This window comes from Bacteroides propionicigenes, assembly GCF_018390535.1.
Taxonomy (GTDB): Bacteria; Bacteroidota; Bacteroidia; order Bacteroidales; family Bacteroidaceae; genus Bacteroides; species Bacteroides propionicigenes.
Genome location: NZ_JAHBBW010000004.1, coordinates 266,488 through 286,278, shown reverse-complemented (window position 1 = coordinate 286,278; position 19,791 = coordinate 266,488). Strand labels below are relative to the sequence as shown.

General features: G+C 46.5%; 16 protein-coding genes and 1 tRNA gene. 12 read left to right on the top strand and 5 right to left on the bottom strand.

The window, feature by feature from the left end; genetic code table 11:
- Positions 1 to 6: 6 nt before the first annotated feature.
- From cysD to rplT, 11 genes are all read left to right on the top strand, one after another.
- Positions 7 to 918 (top strand): sulfate adenylyltransferase subunit CysD, encoded by a 912-nt coding sequence (cysD, locus tag KG118_RS08045; RefSeq protein ID WP_117712606.1) that lies wholly within the window; start codon positions 7 to 9, stop codon positions 916 to 918.
- A 32-nt stretch (positions 919 to 950) separates the two neighbouring features.
- A complete protein-coding gene (cysN, locus tag KG118_RS08040; protein ID WP_117712605.1) occupies positions 951 to 2,411 on the top strand; it encodes a sulfate adenylyltransferase subunit CysN in 1,461 nt (486 codons plus the stop codon).
- 51 nt (positions 2,412 to 2,462) lie between these two features.
- On the top strand, positions 2,463 to 3,569 hold the full coding sequence (locus tag KG118_RS08035) for a sulfotransferase family protein (protein ID WP_117712603.1): 1,107 nt from the start codon (positions 2,463 to 2,465) through the stop codon (positions 3,567 to 3,569).
- 22 nt (positions 3,570 to 3,591) lie between these two features.
- Positions 3,592 to 4,557: a PCMD domain-containing protein gene (locus KG118_RS08030; protein ID WP_117712601.1), complete on the top strand. Its 966-nt coding sequence runs from the start codon at positions 3,592 to 3,594 to the stop codon at positions 4,555 to 4,557.
- Between the two features lie 171 nt (positions 4,558 to 4,728).
- Positions 4,729 to 5,154 carry a Holliday junction resolvase RuvX gene (gene ruvX, locus KG118_RS08025; protein WP_117712599.1) on the top strand — a complete coding sequence of 142 codons (426 nt, stop codon included), beginning with the start codon at positions 4,729 to 4,731 and terminating at the stop codon, positions 5,152 to 5,154.
- A 44-nt stretch (positions 5,155 to 5,198) separates the two neighbouring features.
- A complete protein-coding gene (gene def / locus KG118_RS08020) occupies positions 5,199 to 5,753 on the top strand; it encodes a peptide deformylase (RefSeq protein WP_117712597.1) in 555 nt (184 codons plus the stop codon).
- A 117-nt stretch (positions 5,754 to 5,870) separates the two neighbouring features.
- Positions 5,871 to 7,916, top strand: a complete 2,046-nt coding sequence (locus KG118_RS08015) for a tetratricopeptide repeat protein (protein WP_117712595.1) — start codon at positions 5,871 to 5,873, stop codon at positions 7,914 to 7,916.
- A 79-nt stretch (positions 7,917 to 7,995) separates the two neighbouring features.
- On the top strand, positions 7,996 to 9,936 hold the full coding sequence (thrS, locus tag KG118_RS08010; protein ID WP_117712593.1) for a threonine--tRNA ligase: 1,941 nt from the start codon (positions 7,996 to 7,998) through the stop codon (positions 9,934 to 9,936).
- Between the two features lie 119 nt (positions 9,937 to 10,055).
- Positions 10,056 to 10,661 (top strand): translation initiation factor IF-3, encoded by a 606-nt coding sequence (gene infC / locus KG118_RS08005; RefSeq protein ID WP_117712707.1) that lies wholly within the window; start codon positions 10,056 to 10,058, stop codon positions 10,659 to 10,661.
- A gap of 65 nt (positions 10,662 to 10,726) precedes the next feature.
- A complete protein-coding gene (gene rpmI / locus KG118_RS08000) occupies positions 10,727 to 10,924 on the top strand; it encodes a 50S ribosomal protein L35 (protein ID WP_117712591.1) in 198 nt (65 codons plus the stop codon).
- Between the two features lie 101 nt (positions 10,925 to 11,025).
- Positions 11,026 to 11,376 carry a 50S ribosomal protein L20 gene (rplT, locus tag KG118_RS07995; RefSeq protein WP_004289896.1) on the top strand — a complete coding sequence of 117 codons (351 nt, stop codon included), beginning with the start codon at positions 11,026 to 11,028 and terminating at the stop codon, positions 11,374 to 11,376.
- A gap of 738 nt (positions 11,377 to 12,114) precedes the next feature.
- On the opposite strand, the gene KG118_RS07990 is transcribed toward rplT, so the two are convergent.
- From KG118_RS07990 to KG118_RS07970, 5 genes are all read right to left on the bottom strand, one after another.
- Complete coding sequence (locus KG118_RS07990) at positions 12,115 to 13,422, bottom strand: phenylacetate--CoA ligase family protein (RefSeq protein ID WP_117712589.1); 1,308 nt, start codon at positions 13,420 to 13,422, stop codon at positions 12,115 to 12,117.
- A gap of 18 nt (positions 13,423 to 13,440) precedes the next feature.
- Positions 13,441 to 14,022, bottom strand: a complete 582-nt coding sequence (locus tag KG118_RS07985; protein WP_117712587.1) for an indolepyruvate oxidoreductase subunit beta — start codon at positions 14,020 to 14,022, stop codon at positions 13,441 to 13,443.
- 4 nt (positions 14,023 to 14,026) lie between these two features.
- The gene (locus KG118_RS07980; RefSeq protein ID WP_117712585.1) at positions 14,027 to 15,619 is read right to left on the bottom strand and encodes a thiamine pyrophosphate-dependent enzyme; all 1,593 of its coding nucleotides are present in this window, start codon (positions 15,617 to 15,619) and stop codon (positions 14,027 to 14,029) included.
- Between the two features lie 77 nt (positions 15,620 to 15,696).
- Complete coding sequence (gene mltG, locus KG118_RS07975; RefSeq protein WP_117712583.1) at positions 15,697 to 16,737, bottom strand: endolytic transglycosylase MltG; 1,041 nt, start codon at positions 16,735 to 16,737, stop codon at positions 15,697 to 15,699.
- Between the two features lie 92 nt (positions 16,738 to 16,829).
- Positions 16,830 to 16,902, bottom strand: a tRNA-Thr gene (locus KG118_RS07970).
- Between the two features lie 315 nt (positions 16,903 to 17,217).
- On the opposite strand from KG118_RS07970, the gene KG118_RS07965 reads away from it, so the two are divergent.
- Positions 17,218 to 19,785: a polysaccharide biosynthesis/export family protein gene (locus KG118_RS07965; protein WP_199598809.1), complete on the top strand. Its 2,568-nt coding sequence runs from the start codon at positions 17,218 to 17,220 to the stop codon at positions 19,783 to 19,785.
- Positions 19,786 to 19,791: the final 6 nt, after the last annotated feature.

Here is a 19,791-nt window from a genome sequence, read left to right as displayed (position 1 = left end):
TATATAATGAAAGAAGAATATAAACTGAGCCATTTGAAAGAACTCGAAGCAGAGTCTATTCATATTATCCGCGAAGTGGCTGCGGAATTTGAGAATCCGGTGATGCTGTATAGTATCGGTAAGGACTCATCGGTGATGGTACGTCTGGCCGAAAAGGCTTTTGCTCCGGGTAAAGTCCCTTTCCCGTTGATGCATATCGACTCTAAGTGGAAGTTCAAGGAAATGATTCAATTCCGTGACGAGTATGCCAAGAAGTATGGTTGGAACCTGATTGTAGAGAGCAACATGGAAGCTTTCGAAGCAGGTGTGGGACCTTTTACACATGGCAGTAAGGTGCATACCGACTTGATGAAAACGCAAGCTCTGTTGCATGCACTGGATAAGTACAAATTCGATGCGGCTTTCGGCGGCGCCCGTCGTGACGAGGAGAAGTCGCGTGCGAAAGAACGTATTTTCTCTTTCCGCGATAAATTCCATCAATGGGATCCGAAGAACCAGCGTCCTGAATTGTGGGACATCTATAATGCACGTGTCCATAAGGGAGAGAGTATCCGTGTGTTCCCGTTGAGCAACTGGACGGAACTGGATATCTGGCAATATATTCGTCTGGAGAATATTCCTATCGTCCCCTTGTACTTTGCGAAGGAGCGTCCTTGCGTGGAGATTGACGGTAACCTGATTATGGCTGATGATGAACGCCTGCCGGAACAATACCGTGAAAAGATTGAGATGCGTATGGTACGTTTCCGTACGTTGGGCTGCTGGCCGCTGACGGGAGCTGTGGAAAGCAGCGCCGACACAATCGAAAAGATTGTGGAAGAGATGATGACCACCACCAAGAGTGAGCGTACTACCCGCGTTATCGACTTCGACCAAGAAGCAAGCATGGAGCAGAAGAAGCGTGAGGGATATTTCTAAGAAACTAAGAATTAAAAATTGAGAATTAAGAAATGAATGATTCAAGACTTGATATAAAGGCTTTCCTTGATAAAGACGAACAGAAAGATTTGCTTCGTTTCCTTACTGCCGGTTCGGTGGATGACGGAAAGTCCACGCTTATCGGACGTCTGTTGTTCGATAGTAAGAAATTGTACGAAGACCAGTTGGATGCGTTGGAGCGTGACAGCAAGCGTATGGGTAATGCCGGTGACCACATAGACTACGCCTTGTTGCTGGACGGCTTGAAGGCGGAACGGGAGCAGGGTATCACTATCGACGTGGCATACCGCTATTTCTCCACCAATAATCGTAAGTTTATCATTGCCGACACTCCGGGACACGAACAATATACGCGCAACATGATTACCGGCGGTTCTACCGCCAACTTGGCGATTATTCTGGTAGATGCCCGCATGGGTGTCATTACGCAGACACGCCGCCATACTTTCCTTGTGTCCTTGCTGGGTATCAAGCACGTGGTGCTTGCCGTAAATAAAATGGACTTGGTGGATTTCTCCGAAGAACGCTTCAATGAGATTGTAGGCGAATACAAGAAGTTTATCGCTCCGCTGGGCATTCCCGATGTGACTTGCATTCCGCTTTCTGCGCTTGACGGCGACAATGTAGTGGAGAAATCAGACCGTACGCCTTGGTACAACGGTACTTCTTTGCTCGATTTCCTTGAAACCGTACACATCGATAATGACCATAACTTGAATGATTTCCGCTTCCCGGTGCAGTATGTACTGCGCCCCAACCTTGACTTCCGCGGCTTCTGCGGCAAGGTGGCTTCGGGTATTATCCGCAAGGGAGATGAGGTGATGGCATTGCCTTCCGGAAAGAAGTCGCACATCAAGAGCATCGTGACTTACGAGGGAGAATTGGATTATGCTTTCCCGCCGCAGTCCGTTACGCTGACGCTGGAAGACGAGATTGACGTTTCGCGCGGAGAAATGCTGGTGCATCCCGACAATCTTCCGATGATGGAGCGTAATTTTGAGGCTATGGTGGTATGGATGGACGAGGAGCCGATGGACGTAAACAAATCTTTCTTCATCAAGCAAACTACCAATTTGAGCCGCACGCGTATTGACAACATCAAGTATAAAGTGGATGTCAATACGATGGAGAAACTCTCCCTCGAAAACGGCCAACTGACGAAAGAAACCCTGCCGATGCAGTTGAACCAAATTGCCCGCGTAGTGCTTACTACCGCCAAAGAGCTGTTCTTTGACCCTTACCAAACCAACAAAGCCACCGGCTCTTTCATCCTGATAGACCCGATAACCAACAATACCAGCGCCGTAGGTATGATTATCGACCGTGTGGAAGATAAGGATATGCATATTTCCGAGGAACTTCCCGTGCTTGACCTTCCGAAGTTGGGAATTGCCCCCGAACACTATGAAGCCATAGAGAAAGCTGCCAAGGAACTGGAACGTCAGGGAATAGCAGTGATAATTAAGAAGTAGTGTGAATCAGGATGTAAGAAAACATAAAAAAGAACTTTTAACCGAATAAGAATGGGTTTATTAGAATTCAACAAACTGCCGATAAATACGCTTGTCGGTGCAGACTGGAAAACATTCAATTCCATCACAAAGGGACGCGAAATAGATGCCGCATACAAAGGCAAATACCGATTGACGAAAGCCGTTTGCCGCCTGCTTTCCACGTTGGCTCCCTTGCAGGACAAACGCTACGAGAAGCTGTTGGCAGACAAACCGCTGGAACACGATCCCGTATTTATCCTCGGCCACTGGCGCAGCGGAACAACTTTCGTGCATAATGTGTTCTCTTGTGACAAGCATTTCGGCTATAACACAACTTATCAGACCGTGTTCCCGCATCTGATGATGTGGGGACAGCCTTTCTTCAAGAAGAATATGAGTTGGCTGATGCCCGACAAGCGCCCTACGGACAATATGGAGCTGGCTGTAGACTTGCCGCAGGAAGAGGAATTTGCATTGGCAAACATGATGCCTTATACTTATTACAACTTCTGGTTTCTGCCTAAGTATCAGCAGGAGTATGCCGACAAGTATCTGTTGTTTGATGACATAAGCGAGGCGGAGTTGAAGGTGTTTGAGGAAACGTTTACCAAGCTCATCAAGATTTCCTTATGGAATACGCATGGCACGCAGTTCCTCAGCAAGAACCCGCCGCACACCGGACGTGTGAAAGAATTGGTAAAGATGTTCCCCAATGCCAAGTTCATCTACCTGATGCGTAATCCTTACACGGTATTTGAAAGTACGCGCAGCTTCTTTACGAATACCATCCAGCCGTTGAAGTTGCAGGATATTACTCCGGCGGAGTTGGAACAGAATATCTTGTCTATCTACGCCAAACTTTATCATAAGTATGAGGCGGACAAGGCAAGTATCCCGGCAGGTAATCTGATTGAAGTGAAGTTCGAGGACTTTGAAGCCGATGCAATGGGAATGACGGAACACATCTACGATGCGCTGTCCATACCCGGTTTTGCGGATGCACGCGCTGCTATCGAACAGTATGTGGGCGGTAAGAAAGGTTATAAGAAGAATAAATATAAATATGACGACCGTACGGTGCAACTGGTTCAGGATAACTGGGACTTTGCACTGAAACAGTGGAATTATGAACTTTAATTGATTGTAGGAGAATAAAGAAATGATTCGTAAAAAACTTCGTGTGTTGAGTTTGCTGTCCGTAATGCTATGTAGCGTAGCAGTATCGGCGCAGCATAAAGTCGAGATGATTCCTTTCGGAAATATGGATCAATGGATTGACCGCCAGATTAAAGAATCGGGAATTATCGGCGGCGACACCAAAAATGTATTTGCCATTGGCCCCACGGCCACTATTCGCGAGAATAAGGCTTATAAGAATATGGGAGGCTCCCCTTGGGCTACCTCTAATGTAATGGCACGTGTGGCGGGCATCACCAAGACCAATACCTCGGTATTTCCGGAGAAGCGCGGCGATGGCTTTTGTGCCCGTATGGACACCCGTATGGAGAGCGTAAAGGTGCTGGGCATAGTGGATATAACGGTACTGGCTGCCGGTTCCATCTTCCTCGGCGATGTGCACGAGCCTATCAAAGGAACGAAGAACCCGCAGAAGATGTTGAACTCCGGTATTCCGTTTACGAAGAAACCCATTGCCGTCCAGTTTGACTACAAGGTGAAGATGTCCGACCGCGAGAAGCGTATCCGTGCCACAGGTTTCAGCAAGATAACCGACGTAGAGGGGAAAGACTTCCCCGAAATGAACCTCTTTTTGCAGAAACGCTGGGAGGACAAGGACGGTAATATCTACGCCAAGCGCGTGGGTACGGTAGTGGTGCGCTACTACACTACGACGGATGACTGGCGCAATAATGCCACCTATTCCATTATGTACGGCGATATAACGGGCAATCCCGAATACAAAGCGCATATGATGCGTCTGCAAGTGCAGGAACGTTATGCCGTGAACAGCAAAGGCGAGAGCGTGCCCATCAAAGAGGTGGCATGGGGAACGGAAGATGATGTCCCCACCCATATCCAGTTGCAGTTTACGTCCAGCCACGGCGGGGCGTACGTCGGTTCTCCGGGCAACTCGTTCTATGTGGATAATGTGAAATTGGTATATTGATTTCGTTCCTATACCGGCTTAAGTAAGTCATAAGAATTAATTTACTGATAATTTTGCCTATGGTGTAAAACTTGTTTGATGTACATCAAATGAGATTTTCACCATAGGCAAAATCTTTTTTGATACGTATGAAAAAGAGTTCAAATATAAATCGTAATTTTGTAGCCCATTATGAGTAGAATAATAGCTATTGATTACGGTAAAAAACGTACGGGTATAGCCGTCAGCGACACGTTGCAAATGATTGCCAACGGACTTACCACCGTGCCCACTCACGAATTGCTCGCTTTTATCATGGACTATGTGGCAAAAGAACCCGTAGAGCGGATTCTCGTGGGACTGCCGAAGCAGATGAATAACGAGGCTTCCGAAAACATGAAACGGATCGAACCGTTTGTGCGTTCCCTGCAAAAGAAGTTGCCCGATATGCCGATAGAGTACGTGGACGAGCGTTTCACTTCGGTTTTGGCGCACCGCACCATGCTGGAAGCCGGCCTGAAGAAGAAAGACAGGCAGAACAAGGCGCTGGTGGACGAAATCAGTGCCACTATTATCCTGCAAACTTATTTGGAGAACAGACGTTTCTCCGCTTTATGACGAACAAGAAAATAATTCATAATTGATAATTCATAATTAAAGAAATGATTTTACCTGTTTATGTATACGGGCAACCCGTATTGAGAAAAGTGGCAGAGGATATTACCCCTGATTATCCGAACTTGAAAGAACTGATTCAGAATATGTTCGAAACAATGGACCATGCCGACGGCGTGGGACTGGCAGCTCCGCAAATCGGTTTGCCGATTCGTGTGGTGGTTGTGGATTTGGATGTGCTGTCGGAAGATTATCCCGAGTACAAGGGTTTCCGCAAGGCATATATCAATGCGCATATTCTGGAAGTATCGGGTGAAGAGGTGTCAATGGAAGAGGGTTGCCTGAGCCTGCCCGGCATCCACGAATCTGTGAAAAGAGGCAATAAAATACGCGTGAAGTATCTGGATGAAGACTTGGTGGAACACGACGAGGTGGTGGAAGGCTATCTGGCACGTGTAATGCAGCACGAGTTCGACCATCTGGACGGCAAGATGTTCATCGACCATATCTCACCCCTGCGCAAGCAGATGATAAAGGGAAAGCTGAATGCCATGCTGAAAGGTAAGGCGCACTGTACTTATAAGGTGAAAACCATCAAATAAGCAAACCATATAATAAGGTATAAAAGGCTCAAAAAATATAAAAAGTCTTCCGTATATCCTGATATGTAAATGAATAAACGCTACTTTTGTTTTGTTTACAAGCATTTATAGGACAAGATGATTAAAAAGATATTGCTGGCAATTTTGTTATTGCCCACGTTGTTATATGCGCAAATCAATACGGAACGGGTGATGACTATTGCCCGGAACGCATTGTATTTCGAAGACTACGTGCTTTCCATCCAATACTTCAATCAGGTAATCAATGCGAAGCCTTATCTATATGAGCCTTATTTCTTCCGTGCACTGGCAAAAATCAACCTGGATGATTTTCAGGGAGCGGAAGCGGATTGCGATTTGGCTATCCAGCGCAATCCTTTTGTTGTAGGCGCGTATCAGATAAGAGGTTTGGCGCGTATCCGCCAAGATAAGTTCGACGGCGCGATAGAGGATTACAGGACAGCTTTGAAGTACGACCCGGAGAATGTGGTGCTGTGGCATAACCTTTCCCTTTGCCATATGCAGAAGGAGGACTTCGACTCTGCCAAAGATGATTTGGGGCAGTTGCTTTCCATAGCTCCCCGCTATACGCGTGCGTACCTGATGCGTGGTGAAGTCAATCTCAAACAGAATGATACGATACAGGCTCTGAAGGACTTTGATAAGGCCATCGATATGGACCGCTATGACCCCGACGGCTGGGCTGCGCGTGCCATTGTCCGTCTCCAGCAATCTGACTACAAGAAAGCTGAAAGTGACTTGGACCAAGCTATACATCTGAGCGCACGCAATTCGGGCAACTACATTAACCGCGCTTTGGCACGCTTCCATCAGAACAATTTGAGAGGTGCGATGAGCGACTATGACTTGGCGCTGGACATAGACCCCAACAACTTTCTCGGACACTATAACCGCGGTTTGCTGCGTGCACAGGTAGGCGATGACAACCGTGCGATAGAAGACTTTGACTTTGTGCTGAAGATGGAACCGGACAATATGATGGCGGCCTTCAACCGCGGTTTGCTGCGTGCACAGACGGGCGATTACCGCGGCGCTATCAGCGATTACTCCAAAGTGATAGACGAATATCCCAATTTTATGGCGGGTTATTATCATCGTGCCGAGGCCCGCAAGAAGATTGGCGACCGCAAGGGGGCTGAACAGGATGAGTTCAAAGTCATGAAGATGCAGCTTGACAAGCGCAACGGGGTGACAACCGGCGGCAACGATAAGGATGTGGCGGATAATACGGACGGTAATTCCGGACAGGATAACGGCAAGACCCGTAAGAAGTCCGACAAGAATATGGAGAACTACCGCAAGATTGTGATTGCAGATGATTCGGAAGCCGACCAGCGTTACAAGAGCGACTATCGCGGACGTGTGCAAGACCGCAACGTGACTATCAAGCTCGAACCTATGTATGCGCTGACCTATTATGAAAAGCTGAGTGATGTGAAGCGAATTGTGCATTATCATAAATATATTGATGATCTGAATCACTCGAAGGCGTTCCCCAAACCGTTGCGCATCACCAATATGGAGTCTCCGCTGACGGAAGAGCAGGTACGTTTCCACTTTGCATTAATAGATGCCCACACATCGGACATCGTGGCGGATGACAAGAATGCCAAGAAACGCTTTATGCGCGGGCTGGATTTCTATCTGGTGCAGGACTTTGCAAGTTCCATAGACGACTTTACGCAGAGTATCCTGCTGGATGATACCTTCTTCCCCGCATACTTTATGCGTGCTCTGGTGCGCTACAAGCAATTGGAATACAAGAAAGCGGAAGCGGGCATGAGCGAAGGAGCGATTTCCGGTACGCAGGAAGCGAAGAAGACGGAAGTAACGGCTATGGATTACGACATTGTGAAAAATGACTTGGACCATGTCATCCAATTGGCTCCCGATTTTGTGTACGGCTATTATAACCGCGGTAACGTGTTGTCCATGCTGAAAGACTATCGTGCGGCATTGGCAGATTATGATAAAGCTGTCAAACTGAATCCCGACTTTGCCGAAGCCTATTTCAATCGCGGTCTGACGCACATCTTCCTGGGCAATAACAGGCAGGGTATTTCGGATTTGAGCAAGGCGGGTGAGCTGGGTATTGTCTCGGCTTACAACATCATCAAACGATTTACGAATACGCAGCAATAACATTTTTTTGCTAAAAAATAGAATATCAATAAAGAATTAGCTATTTTTGCGTTCTAAAAATTGAACTATACATAACATTATGATAAAGATAACATTTCCAGACGGCTCCGTTCGCGAATACAACGAGGGAGTAACAGGACTGCAAATAGCAGAAAGCATTAGCTCACGCTTGGCACAGGATGTGCTGGCTTGTGGCGTAAACGGAGAAATTTATGATTTGGGGCGTCCCATCAATGAAGACGCTGAAGTGGTTCTCTATAAATGGGAGGACGAACAAGGTAAGCATGCCTTCTGGCATACCAGTGCCCACTTGCTGGCGGAAGCTCTGCAAGAACTGTATCCGGGCATTCAGTTCGGTATCGGTCCGGCTATCGAGAATGGTTTCTACTATGATGTAGATCCGGGAGAAGCTACCATCAAGGAAGCCGACCTGCCCGCTATCGAAAAGAAAATGGCCGAACTGGTTGCCAAGAAAGAAGCTGTTGTCAGAGAGAGCATCTCAAAGACAGATGCTTTGAAGATGTTCGGCGACCGTGGCGAGACTTATAAATGTGAGCTTATTTCAGAACTAGAAGACGGTCACATCACTACCTATACGCAAGGCGCGTTTACCGACCTCTGCCGTGGTCCTCACTTGATGACTACCGCACCTATCAAGGCCATCAAGCTGACTTCCGTTGCCGGCGCATACTGGCGCGGACAGGAAGACCGCAAAATGATGACCCGCATCTACGGTATCACTTTCCCGAAGAAGAAAATGCTGGATGAATATCTTGTATTGCTGGAAGAGGCCAAGAAACGCGACCACCGTAAAATCGGTAAGGAAATGGACTTGTTCATGTTCTCCGATACGGTAGGTAAGGGGCTGCCGATGTGGTTGCCGAAGGGCGCTGCATTGCGTATCCGCCTGCAGGAATTCTTGCGCCGCATTCAGGCTCGTTACGACTATCAGGAAGTAATGTGTCCGCCCATCGGCAACAAATTGCTGTATATCACATCCGGGCACTATGCCAAATACGGTAAGGACTCATTCCAGCCTATCCATACACCGGAAGAAGGTGAAGAGTACTTCCTCAAGCCGATGAACTGTCCTCATCACTGTATGATTTACAAGAACTCGCCCCGTTCTTATAAGGACCTGCCTTTGCGTCTGGCCGAGTTCGGTACGGTTTGCCGTTACGAACAGAGCGGCGAGCTTCACGGACTGACTCGTGTACGCAGCTTTACGCAAGACGATGCGCATATCTTCTGCCGTCCCGACCAGGTGAAGGATGAGTTTCTGCGTGTAATGGATATCATCTCAATCGTATTCCAGTCTATGCACTTCGAGAACTTTGAAGCGCAAATCTCCTTGCGCGACAAGGTGAACCGCGAAAAGTATATCGGCAGCGATGAAAACTGGGAAAAGGCAGAACAGGCTATTATCGAGGCTTGCGAAGAAAAGGGGTTGAAAGCTAAGGTGGAATATGGTGAAGCCGCTTTCTACGGTCCCAAACTGGACTTTATGGTGAAAGATGCTATCGGCCGCCGTTGGCAGTTGGGTACTATCCAAGTGGATTATAACCTGCCCGAACGCTTCCAGCTGGAATATACGGGAGCTGACAACCAGAAGCACCGTCCGGTAATGATTCACCGTGCTCCGTTCGGTTCTATGGAACGTTTCGTTGCCGTACTCATCGAGCATACCGCCGGTAAATTCCCGTTGTGGCTGACACCCGACCAGGTAGCCATCCTACCTATCAGCGAGAAATTCAATGACTACGCTCAGGAAGTGAAAGACTATCTGAAGAGATACGATGTTCGCGCCATTGTGGATGAACGTAACGAAAAAATAGGACGTAAGATTCGCGATAACGAAATGAAACGTATTCCGTATATGCTGGTTGTAGGCGAAAAAGAGGCTGAAAACAGAGAAGTTTCTGTCCGCAAACAAGGCGAAGGCGACCAAGGAACCATGAAATTTGAAGAATTTGCTAAAAAAGTGAACGAAGAAGTTCAAAATATGATAAATAAATGGTAACTTTGCGCCCAATTGTAAAAGCATAGCATACATACGATGTTCTAAAGACAGCTTTTACTTAACAAAAAAATAATTTGGTAGTAATAAACAAGAAACAAACTGGAAGTAAACGTTATTTAATGAAGAATGACAGCTTAAAAGGGCAACATCGGATTAATGAGCAAATCCGTGCCAAAGAAGTCCGCATTGTGGGCGATGAAGTGGAACCTAAAGTATATCCGATAGCTCAGGCTTTGAAGATAGCCGAGGAAATGGAAGTGGATCTCGTAGAGATTTCTCCCAATGCACAACCCCCTGTTTGTCGTATTATTGATTACTCTAAATTTCTTTATCAGTTAAAGAAGCGTCAGAAGGAACAAAAGGCGAAGCAGGTAAAAGTGAATGTGAAGGAAATACGTTTCGGTCCTCAGACAGATGACCATGACTATAACTTCAAACTGAAACATGCCAAAGGATTTTTGGAAGATGGCGACAAGGTAAAGGCATACGTGTTCTTCAAAGGTCGTTCTATCTTATTCAAAGAACAAGGCGAAGTTTTGTTGCTGCGTTTTGCCAATGATTTGGAAGACTATGCGAAGGTAGATCAGATGCCGATTCTGGAAGGAAAGAGAATGACTATTCAGCTTTCACCGAAGAAGGGCGCCGCTCCCAAGAAGCCTGCCGCACCGAAACCCGCAGAGGCTCCGAAAGATGCAGCTCCGGCTGAAGAACAAAGCGAAGACTAAAGAAATGAGCAACGCCGCAGGTATAGTGCGTTGCCATATAATTAAATAATTAAAAAATAAGTAAGATGCCAAAGATGAAGACTAACTCCGGTTCTAAAAAGAGATTTACTCTTACCGGAACAGGTAAAATCAAAAGAAAGCACGCTTTTCACAGTCACATTCTGACTAAGAAAACCAAGAAGCAAAAGAGAAATCTGTGTTACTCTACACTTGTCAGCCCGACAGATGCGAGCCAGGTTAAGGAACTCTTAGCTATGAAGTAATCAAAAGCGTACGAAGTATTATTAAAGTTATTAACCGGATGCATTAGCTTTAAGTCCGCTGCGTGAAGCACCGGCGCTAACATTCAAAAACAAGTAAAACTATGCCAAGATCAGTAAATCATGTTGCTTCTAAAGCAAGAAGAAAGAAAATTTTGAAATTGACCAGAGGTTACTTTGGTGCAAGAAAGAACGTATGGACCGTTGCCAAGAATACTTGGGAAAAAGGTTTGACTTATGCGTTCCGTGACCGTAAGAATAAGAAAAGAAACTTCCGCGCTTTGTGGATTCAACGTATCAACGCTGCTGCACGTCTGGAAGGTATGTCTTATTCTAAACTGATGGGAGCTCTGCACAAAGCTGGTATTGAAATTAACCGTAAAGTTTTGGCTGATTTAGCAATGAATCACCCGGAAGCTTTCAAGGCTATTGTTGCTAAAGCAAAAGCTGCATAAGCTGAGGTAAAGAATAAACCTGCAAAGTGCTGATTACAAATACGTAATCGGCACTTTTTGTTTTTAGTAAGCTCGGTGAAGTGTGAAAACATGAGGTGCAGACAAACAAATTTCTTGTTTTTCTTGTTTCTTTCGTATAATCTTACTACCTTTGAAGTAGAAAAAATAGCCGCATTGATTGGATCGGGAAACTCATCAATTTTAATGAAATACCGAGACAAGCTTCAGTTCTTAATGGCGGGCCACGCCCTTCGGGGTAACTCTTGAGTCGGTGGATTACAAAGAGGACGGGCACTCAAATCATGTCATACGGAGTTTCATCACATCATCGGTGCGGCTTTCTATAAAAGGGGAACGGTAATCTTGGTTGACTACCGTTCCTCTTTCTTTTATTCTTTTCCCTTTCTTCTCCTTTTCATAGCTTCCTTTCTCCCAGTGCTTTTATAGTCATTACTACGTTCTATATCTTGTTTTGACAGTTGTATAATGGAGCAGAACTATAAGTAAAATCTCGTTTTTCAATTGCGGGCTGTACGGTTTCCATATGCGGGCTCTGCAGCCCGCATATGGAAACCGTACAGCCCGCAGCTGAAAAACGAAGTTTTGCTTCGTGCATAATGATGTTTTGTACGTACTAAAAGGGGAAAATCAATGAGGGAGACGGTTATTGCCGGCACAGCGCAAGTGATTAATCTGCGTTGTAATAACGCGGGGAAATGCTGTGTGCCGGCAAAAATGCTATTTGTTATCTCGCAAGTCTTTTACTCTGACGGCTTTTCCTTCGCTTTGTGGCAAAGAGCCTTTCTTGACAAGCTTTACCTTGGGGGTGACAAGGATTTCATCTTTCAGCTGACGGGAAATAGCCTTACGTACTTTCTCCAGTTCTATATAGTTGTCGGTGGATAAGTCGCTGAGCTCTACTTCCACAATCATTTCATCTTGATTGTTGATGGTTTCCAGGGTAATGAGGTAGTTGCTGCCCAGTTCGGGGAACTGTACCAATACTTTTTCCACTTGCATGGGGAAGATGTTGACACCCTTGATAATGAACATATCATCGCTGCGGCCTTTGATACGGTCGATACGCAGGTGCGTGCGTCCGCATGGGCACTTGCCGGGGAGTATGCGGGTGAGGTCGCGCGTACGGTAGCGTATCAGCGGCATCATTTCGCGGTCAAGGGTAGTCAGCACCAGTTCTCCAATCTCGCCGTCGGGGACAGGTTCTCCGGTTTCGGGATTGATGATTTCGACCAGATAGCAATCTTCCCAAAAGTGCATTCCGTTCTGTTCGGTGCACTCAAAGGCTACACCGGGACCGTTCATCTCGGTCATTCCGAAACTGTTGTAGGCTTTGACGCCCAACATACGTTCAATCTTCTTGCGTTGTTCGTCCGTATGGGGCTCGGCTCCGATGACGAGCGTTTTCAGTGTGGTAGATGCCGGGTCGATACCTTCTTCCTGAAATACTTCCGCTAAACGTATGGCGTAGCTGGGGATGGCATGCAGGGCGGTGGTTTTGAAGTCCATGATGAACTTGATTTGCCGCTTGCTGTTTCCGGCAGCTGCAGGTACGGTCAACGCTCCCAGGCGTTCGGCGCCGTACTGGAAGCCCAATCCGCCGGTAAACATGCCATAGCCGGAGCTGTTTTGGAAAACATCGGTTTTGCGGATACCTACTGTGTACAGGCAGCGTGCCACAAGATTCGCCCAAGAGTCCAAGTCGTGCCGGGAGTGGACGATGACGGTAGGAGTTCCCGTGGTTCCGCTGGAAGAGTGGATGCGTACGCCGTCTTCGTGCATATTGCCTGCCACGAGTCCGAAAGGGTAGTTGGCGCGCATATCCGCTTTGGTGGTGAACGGAATTTTCCGGATGTCTTCTACCGACTGAATACTGTCCGCTGTAATGCCGTGCTCTTGAAATACTTGTTTGTAATAGGGAGAATTTGCTGCAATACTGATTGTTTTTTTAAGCCGCTGAAGTTGCAGTTCACGCAACTTCTCACGCGGCATGGTCTCTATCTCTTCTTCCCAGTATTTGTCATTCATGGTTATTGGAATTTTGATTTACATCAGATTTTCTGCGATTTCCTTGCCGGCGGCCAGGGCTTTGAGATTCAGTTCTACGATGGCTTCGCCTTTGCGTTGGAAAATGTCACGGATGCTGTCCTGTACTTTTTGGTAATCAATGCCGAGGAACGGGATGGTGGCTCCCAGCAGCACGATATTGGCAACGCGGGGAGAGCCGACTTCTTTGGCTACTTCGTTCACGTTCAGCACAATTTTGTGGGGAAGTTTGTCAAGCTCGGCCTTGAGCGCTTCCTCGGCAGGATAGCGGGGGATGTTGATGAAAGGGGCTTCGTTGGTCACCAGCCAGCCTTCGGGACTGAGGTAGGGGAGATAGCGCAACGCTTCCATCGGTTCCAGGGATATGATGAGGTCGCATTTGCCCGTAGGAATGAGGTCGGAGGCGATGGGGCGGTCGCTGATGCGAAGATTGGACTGTACGTCGCCGCCTCGCTGGCTCATTCCGTGCACTTCGGCTTGTTTCATGTATAATCCGCCTTTCAGGGCTGCCTGGCCGATTACGGTGGCGATAGAGAGGATACCTTGTCCACCTACGCCGGAAAGTATAATATCTTTTTTCATGGTTTTACTTGTTTCGTTTCTTACGTGCTAAGGTTTGGATACATTCTCTGCGGGGAATGATGACGGATACGCCGCGGTATTCGATTTCTTCACGGATTACTTGTTTCATTTCCTCGTAGTTCTTCTTCAAAGGAACTACCACCCGGATATGTTCCGGCGCTACGCCGATTCCTGCGCAAATAGCTTCGAGACGGCCTGTTCCGGCTGAATCTTGTCCGCCGGTCATGGCGGTGGTTTCGTTGTCGGAGATTACGATGGTTACGTTGGCATTCTCGTTGACGCAGTCCAGCAAGCCTGTCATGCCGGAATGGGTGAATGTGGAGTCGCCGATAACGGCAACTGCAGGATGTACTCCTGCATCCGAAGCGCCTTTAGCCATTGTAATGGAAGCACCCATGTCTACGCAGGAGTTGATGGCGTTGAAGGGGGCGTTGGCTCCTAAAGTGTAGCAGCCGATGTCGCTGAATACCTTATGGGCGGGATATTCCTCACGCAGCACTTCGGTGAGTACGGTGTACATATCGCGGTGTCCGCAGCCTTCGCACAAGGCGGGCGGGCGCATCTCCACGAGTGACGGAACGGCGAACTCGGCTTTGTTTTCTTTGCCTACGGCACGTGCTACGCTGTCCGGATTCAATTCTCCGTCTTGTGACAGTGTACCGTCCAAACGTCCTTTGACTTTTATGCCGATGCCGAGGTAGCCTTTCAGTTGTTTTTCTACAAAGGGTTGTCCGTCTTCCAGGACGAGTATTTCGTCGCAGGCTTCTACGAGCTGCATCAGTTGCTTCTTGGGGAGCGGGTATTGACCGATTTTTAATACCGGATATTCGCAGCCTTCGGGATAGTTCTCCATGAGGTAGTTGTATCCGATACCGCAAGCTATGACACCGAGCTTTTTGTCGGGACCGTCAATGTACTGGTTGTATGGTGAGTTTTCCGATGCTTTTATGAATTCATCCTGACGTTGCAACAGCTGTTTGTAGCGTTTGCGGGCATTGCCGGGAAGCAGGATGAACTGGCGCGGATCATCGCTGAAGGAAATATCGTTTTGGGGTTGTTGGGCTTTGCGCTCTACGCCGGAACGGGAGTGTGCCAAACGGGTAACCATACGCATCAGCAGAGGTTCGCCGGTTTGTTCGGAAAAGGCAAATCCGTTGTAAACCATATCGTAGGCTTCTTGCTGGTTGCTCGGTTCGTACATCGGGATTAATGCGAAGTCACCATAGAAGCGGCTATCTTGTTCGTTTTGTGATGAATGCATACTGGGGTCATCGGCTGCAATGACGATTGTACCGCCTTTAACGCCGGTAATGGCGGAGTTGATGAAGCAGTCGGCTGCTACGTTCATACCTACATGCTTCATGCACACCAGTGAACGTTTTCCTGCGAACGACATTCCCAAGGCTGCCTCCATAGCGGTCTTTTCGTTGGAACACCAACGGTTGTGGATACCTTTTTCGGCAGTAATCGGTGCCATTTGGATATATTCGGTAATCTCCGTCGAAGGAGTGCCCGGATAGGCATATACACCTGAAAGTCCGGCGTCTAATGCAGCTTGTGCAATGGCTTCATCGCCAAGTAAGAGTTGCTTGCTCATTTTTTATTGTTTAAGTGTTAGTCACGGTTTTAATAATAATCGCAAATATAGCTTTTTGCTTTTATTTTATTATAATATTAATTGAAAATCTTTCTTTCGTTTAAGGCCTTCCAGTATTTTCTTGCATTTCTCATATGCTCGGCATAGTTGGATGCAAAGTTATGAGTACCGGAAAAATCTTCTTTGGCACACATGTAAATGTAGTTGTGCTTGGTATGGTTAAGTACTGCGTCCAGACCTATGGGAGAAGGAATGCGGATGGGACCGGGCGGCAGGCCGAGGTTGCGGTAAGTGTTGTAGGGCGAATCAATTGTGAGGTGTGCATTGGAGATTCGTCGCAGGCCGAAGTCTTGCAGTGCAAACTTTATGGTGGGGTCAGCTTGTAGCGGCATACCGGTATGCAGGCGGTTGATGTACAGACCTGCAACCACGGGTTTCTCCGGGTTGTCGTTGGTTTCTTCCTCAACGATGGAGGCGAGCGTGCATACCTCTTCCGGCGTCATGCCGATGGTTCGGGCTTTATTGAGACGTTCTTGAGTCCAGAACTTTTGATGTTCTTTCTGCATTCGTTTAAAGAAATCGTCCACACTCATGTCCCAATACACCTGATAGGTTTCGGGAATGAAGAGGCAGGCTATCGTCTCTTTGTTGTATCCCAATTTCTGTTGGAACAGCGAATCGTTCATTACTCCGGCTATTTCGGCGGAGTCAATCATCAGCTGTCTTCCTACGCTGCGTGCCAGTTTGTCTAAGGTGCGTACACTTCCTATTGTCAGGTTCATGGGTTCTTGGTATCCTCTGTAGAAGCGGCTGAATACATGATAGACGTTTTCACCGGGACGTATCGCGTAGCGTCCGGTATGGATATTGCGGGGGTACTTGCGCCATTGGGCCATCCATTTGAAGCCGATGAAGCTGTTGGGCTTTCCCAGTGTTTTCACCTTATTATATATGGAATCTGCCGTGTCGTCACGGTCGATGTAGACGTAAGTTGTCTTTTGAGGGTGAAATTGCGGAGCGAACAGGTAATAATACACTGCGCCTGCACCTGCGATGCCTGCGAGCAGAACAAATGCCAATACTCCGAGAAGGATTCTTTTTTTCTTCTTCTTTTCCATATAATCCTGGTTGTTTTTTGAGTCGGGCAAAGTTAGCAAGATTTTGGAAAAAAAAGAAAAAGACCGATATTTAGATATCAGTCTTTTCATTGAGCCGCTAGCCAGACTTGAACTGGCGACCTACGCGTTACGAATGCGTTGCTCTACCAACTGAGCTATAGCGGCCTTTTACTTACGGGGTGCAAAGGTACATCTTTATTTGAATTGGCAAAAAGAATTGCCCGATTTTTTAGAAATATTTGTGGCGTTCAAAAATAACTTATGGTAAAAAGATTGAACTTCAAAAAAATGTCCGGAAAACAAGGTCTTTGCAGTAGGTGATAATAGTGAGGAAGTCCCTGTAGTATTGAGGTAGGGAATTAATTCTTTTTCCGAAACTTCGGAATGAAATAAATGTATATTATGAAAATAAAGTATTACCTTTGCCCCCAATTTAAAAACATAACTAGATTACTAAAGGATTAATCAAAAGTCTTATTTATGCGCAGATTTATACTTTTATGTTTGTTGATGTTCACAGTATCAAGTGTAGTTTTTGCCCAGAGAATGACAGACGAACAAGTCATTCAATACGTGCAGGAGGCTCAACAGGCGGGAAAGACACAACAGCAGATGTCAATTGAGTTGATGAAGAAAGGGGTTACGAAAGAACAAATTCAAAGAATACAGTCAAAGTATTCAGGAAAGACGGATGTAAGTGCCGGAGTGGAGAAGAGTGACTCGCGCTTGCGTACTCCCCAAAAATACGAAAACAAAAACAAGAATATTTCTCAGAATGATTCCGAGCTGAGCAATGCCAACTCTAAGAAGCAAACTATTAAAGGGTTGCGTGCTAAGACCGACAAGAATAAACAGCGCGACGGAGGTGAGATGGAATCCGAATTGGAATTGGATGGTGAAGAACAAACGGACTATTTGGGATATGATAATTTGTTTGCTCCGACCAAGGTGAAAAAAGAGAAAAAAGAGGATCCCACCCAACAAATTTTCGGACATAATATTTTTGATAATGAGTATCTGACATTTGAGCCTAATATAAATGTGGCAACCCCTAATAATTATCGTTTGGGTGCAGGTGATGAAGTTATCATTGATGTTTGGGGGGCTTCTCAAACTACCATCAGAGAGACGATTTCTCCTGAAGGCACTGTGCAGATTGAAAATTTAGGTCCGGTTTATTTGGGTGGAAAGACTGTAAAAGAGGCCAATACTTATCTGAAGAATGAATTTGCCAAAATATATGCAGGTGTTACGGGAGAAACTCCTAATACCCAGATAAAATTGACTTTGGGTGAGATTCGTTCCATTCAGGTGAATGTCATGGGAGAGGTTGTTGTGCCCGGTACCTACACTCTTTCTTCATTCGCGTCCGTTTTCCACGCATTGTATTGGGCAGGGGGAGTAAATAAGATAGGTAGTCTCCGCAGCATAAAAGTTATACGTGACGGAGTGACTGTCGCTGATGTAGATATCTATGATTTTATAATGGAAGGCCGCCTGAAAAATGATATTCGTTTGCAGGATGGTGATGTAATTCTTGTTAATCCTTATCAAACTTTGGTGCAAATCTTGGGCAAGGTAAAGCGTCCTATGTTCTACGAGATGAAACCTACCGAAACGATTGCCACTTTGCTGAGATATGCCGGTAATTTTACAGGTGATGCTTATAAGAAGGCTGTCCGCCTTGTACGTAAGAGTGGTCGCGAGCATCAGATATTCAATGTTGATGAAATGGATTATTCCGTATTCCGCCTTGAGGATGGAGATGTATTGACGGTGGATTCTGTTCTTGACCGTTTTGAAAATCGTGTGGAAGTTCGTGGTGCCGTATATCGTGAAGGGTTGTATCAGTTGAGCGGAGAGGTAAATACTGTGAAGCAGTTGATAAAGAAGGCCGAAGGTATACGGGGTGATGCCTTCTTGAACCGTGCCGTAATCAGCCGTGAATACGAGGACTTGACCCGGGAAATGATTTCAATAGACTTGAAAGGTTTGTTGGAGGGCGTTGTTGCGGATATTCCTTTGCAGAAAAATGATATATTGTTTATCCCCAGTGTTCAAGATTTGAGGGAGGAGACTACGGTAGCCATTCATGGAGAGGTTGCCGATCCCGGAACTTATCTGTATGCGGATAAGATGACGGTGGAGGATTTGATTATACAAGCAGGCGGTTTATTGGAATCTGCAGCTACTACCAGAGTGGAAGTTGCCCGTCGTATGAAAGACCCGAAAAGTACCGCATTCAGCGGCAATGTCGGCCAGAATTTCTCTTTCGACTTGAAAGACGGTTTGTTAGTGGGTGAGGGAGGCGAATCTTTCCATCTTGAGCCGTTCGATGAAGTATACATCCGCAAGAGCCCGGCTTACTATCGTCAGCAGACTGTGACAGTAGCGGGAGAGGTGCTCTTTAGCGGAAACTACGCGTTATCTAAGAAGAATGAACGCTTGAGTGATTTGATTACCAAGGCCGGAGGTATTTCTTCGGATGCATATGCGAAAGGCGCTCGTTTGTTGCGTAAAATGACCGAAGAAGAACTTCGTCGTAAAGAGGATGTGCTGCGTATGGCACAGATGACTTCCGGCGGTGATTCCATTTCTGTAAAGAAGTTAGATTTGTCCGATACTTATTCGGTTGGTATCAACTTGGAAAAGGCTTTGCAAAATCCGGGTTCAGACTATGATATGGTATTGCGTGAGGGAGATATGCTCTTTGTGCCTGAATTTGTAAGTACAGTCAAGATTAGCGGTGCTGTGATGTATCCCAATACAGTTCTTTATAAAGAAGGAGAGGGCTGGAAGTATTATGTGAACCAAGCGGGTGGATTTGGTAATGATGCCAAAAAACGAAGAGCATACGTTGTACATATGAACGGTACGGTGTCTCGTTTGAAGTCGGGTAGTTCAAAATATATTGAGCCGGGATGTGAGATAATTGTTCCGAGCAAAGATCCGAAGAAGAAGATGACTCCTGCCGAAATAATAGGTATGGGTACCTCTGCGGCTTCTTTGGCTACGATGATTGCTACTATGGTTAACCTCTTTAAGTAATTAAGA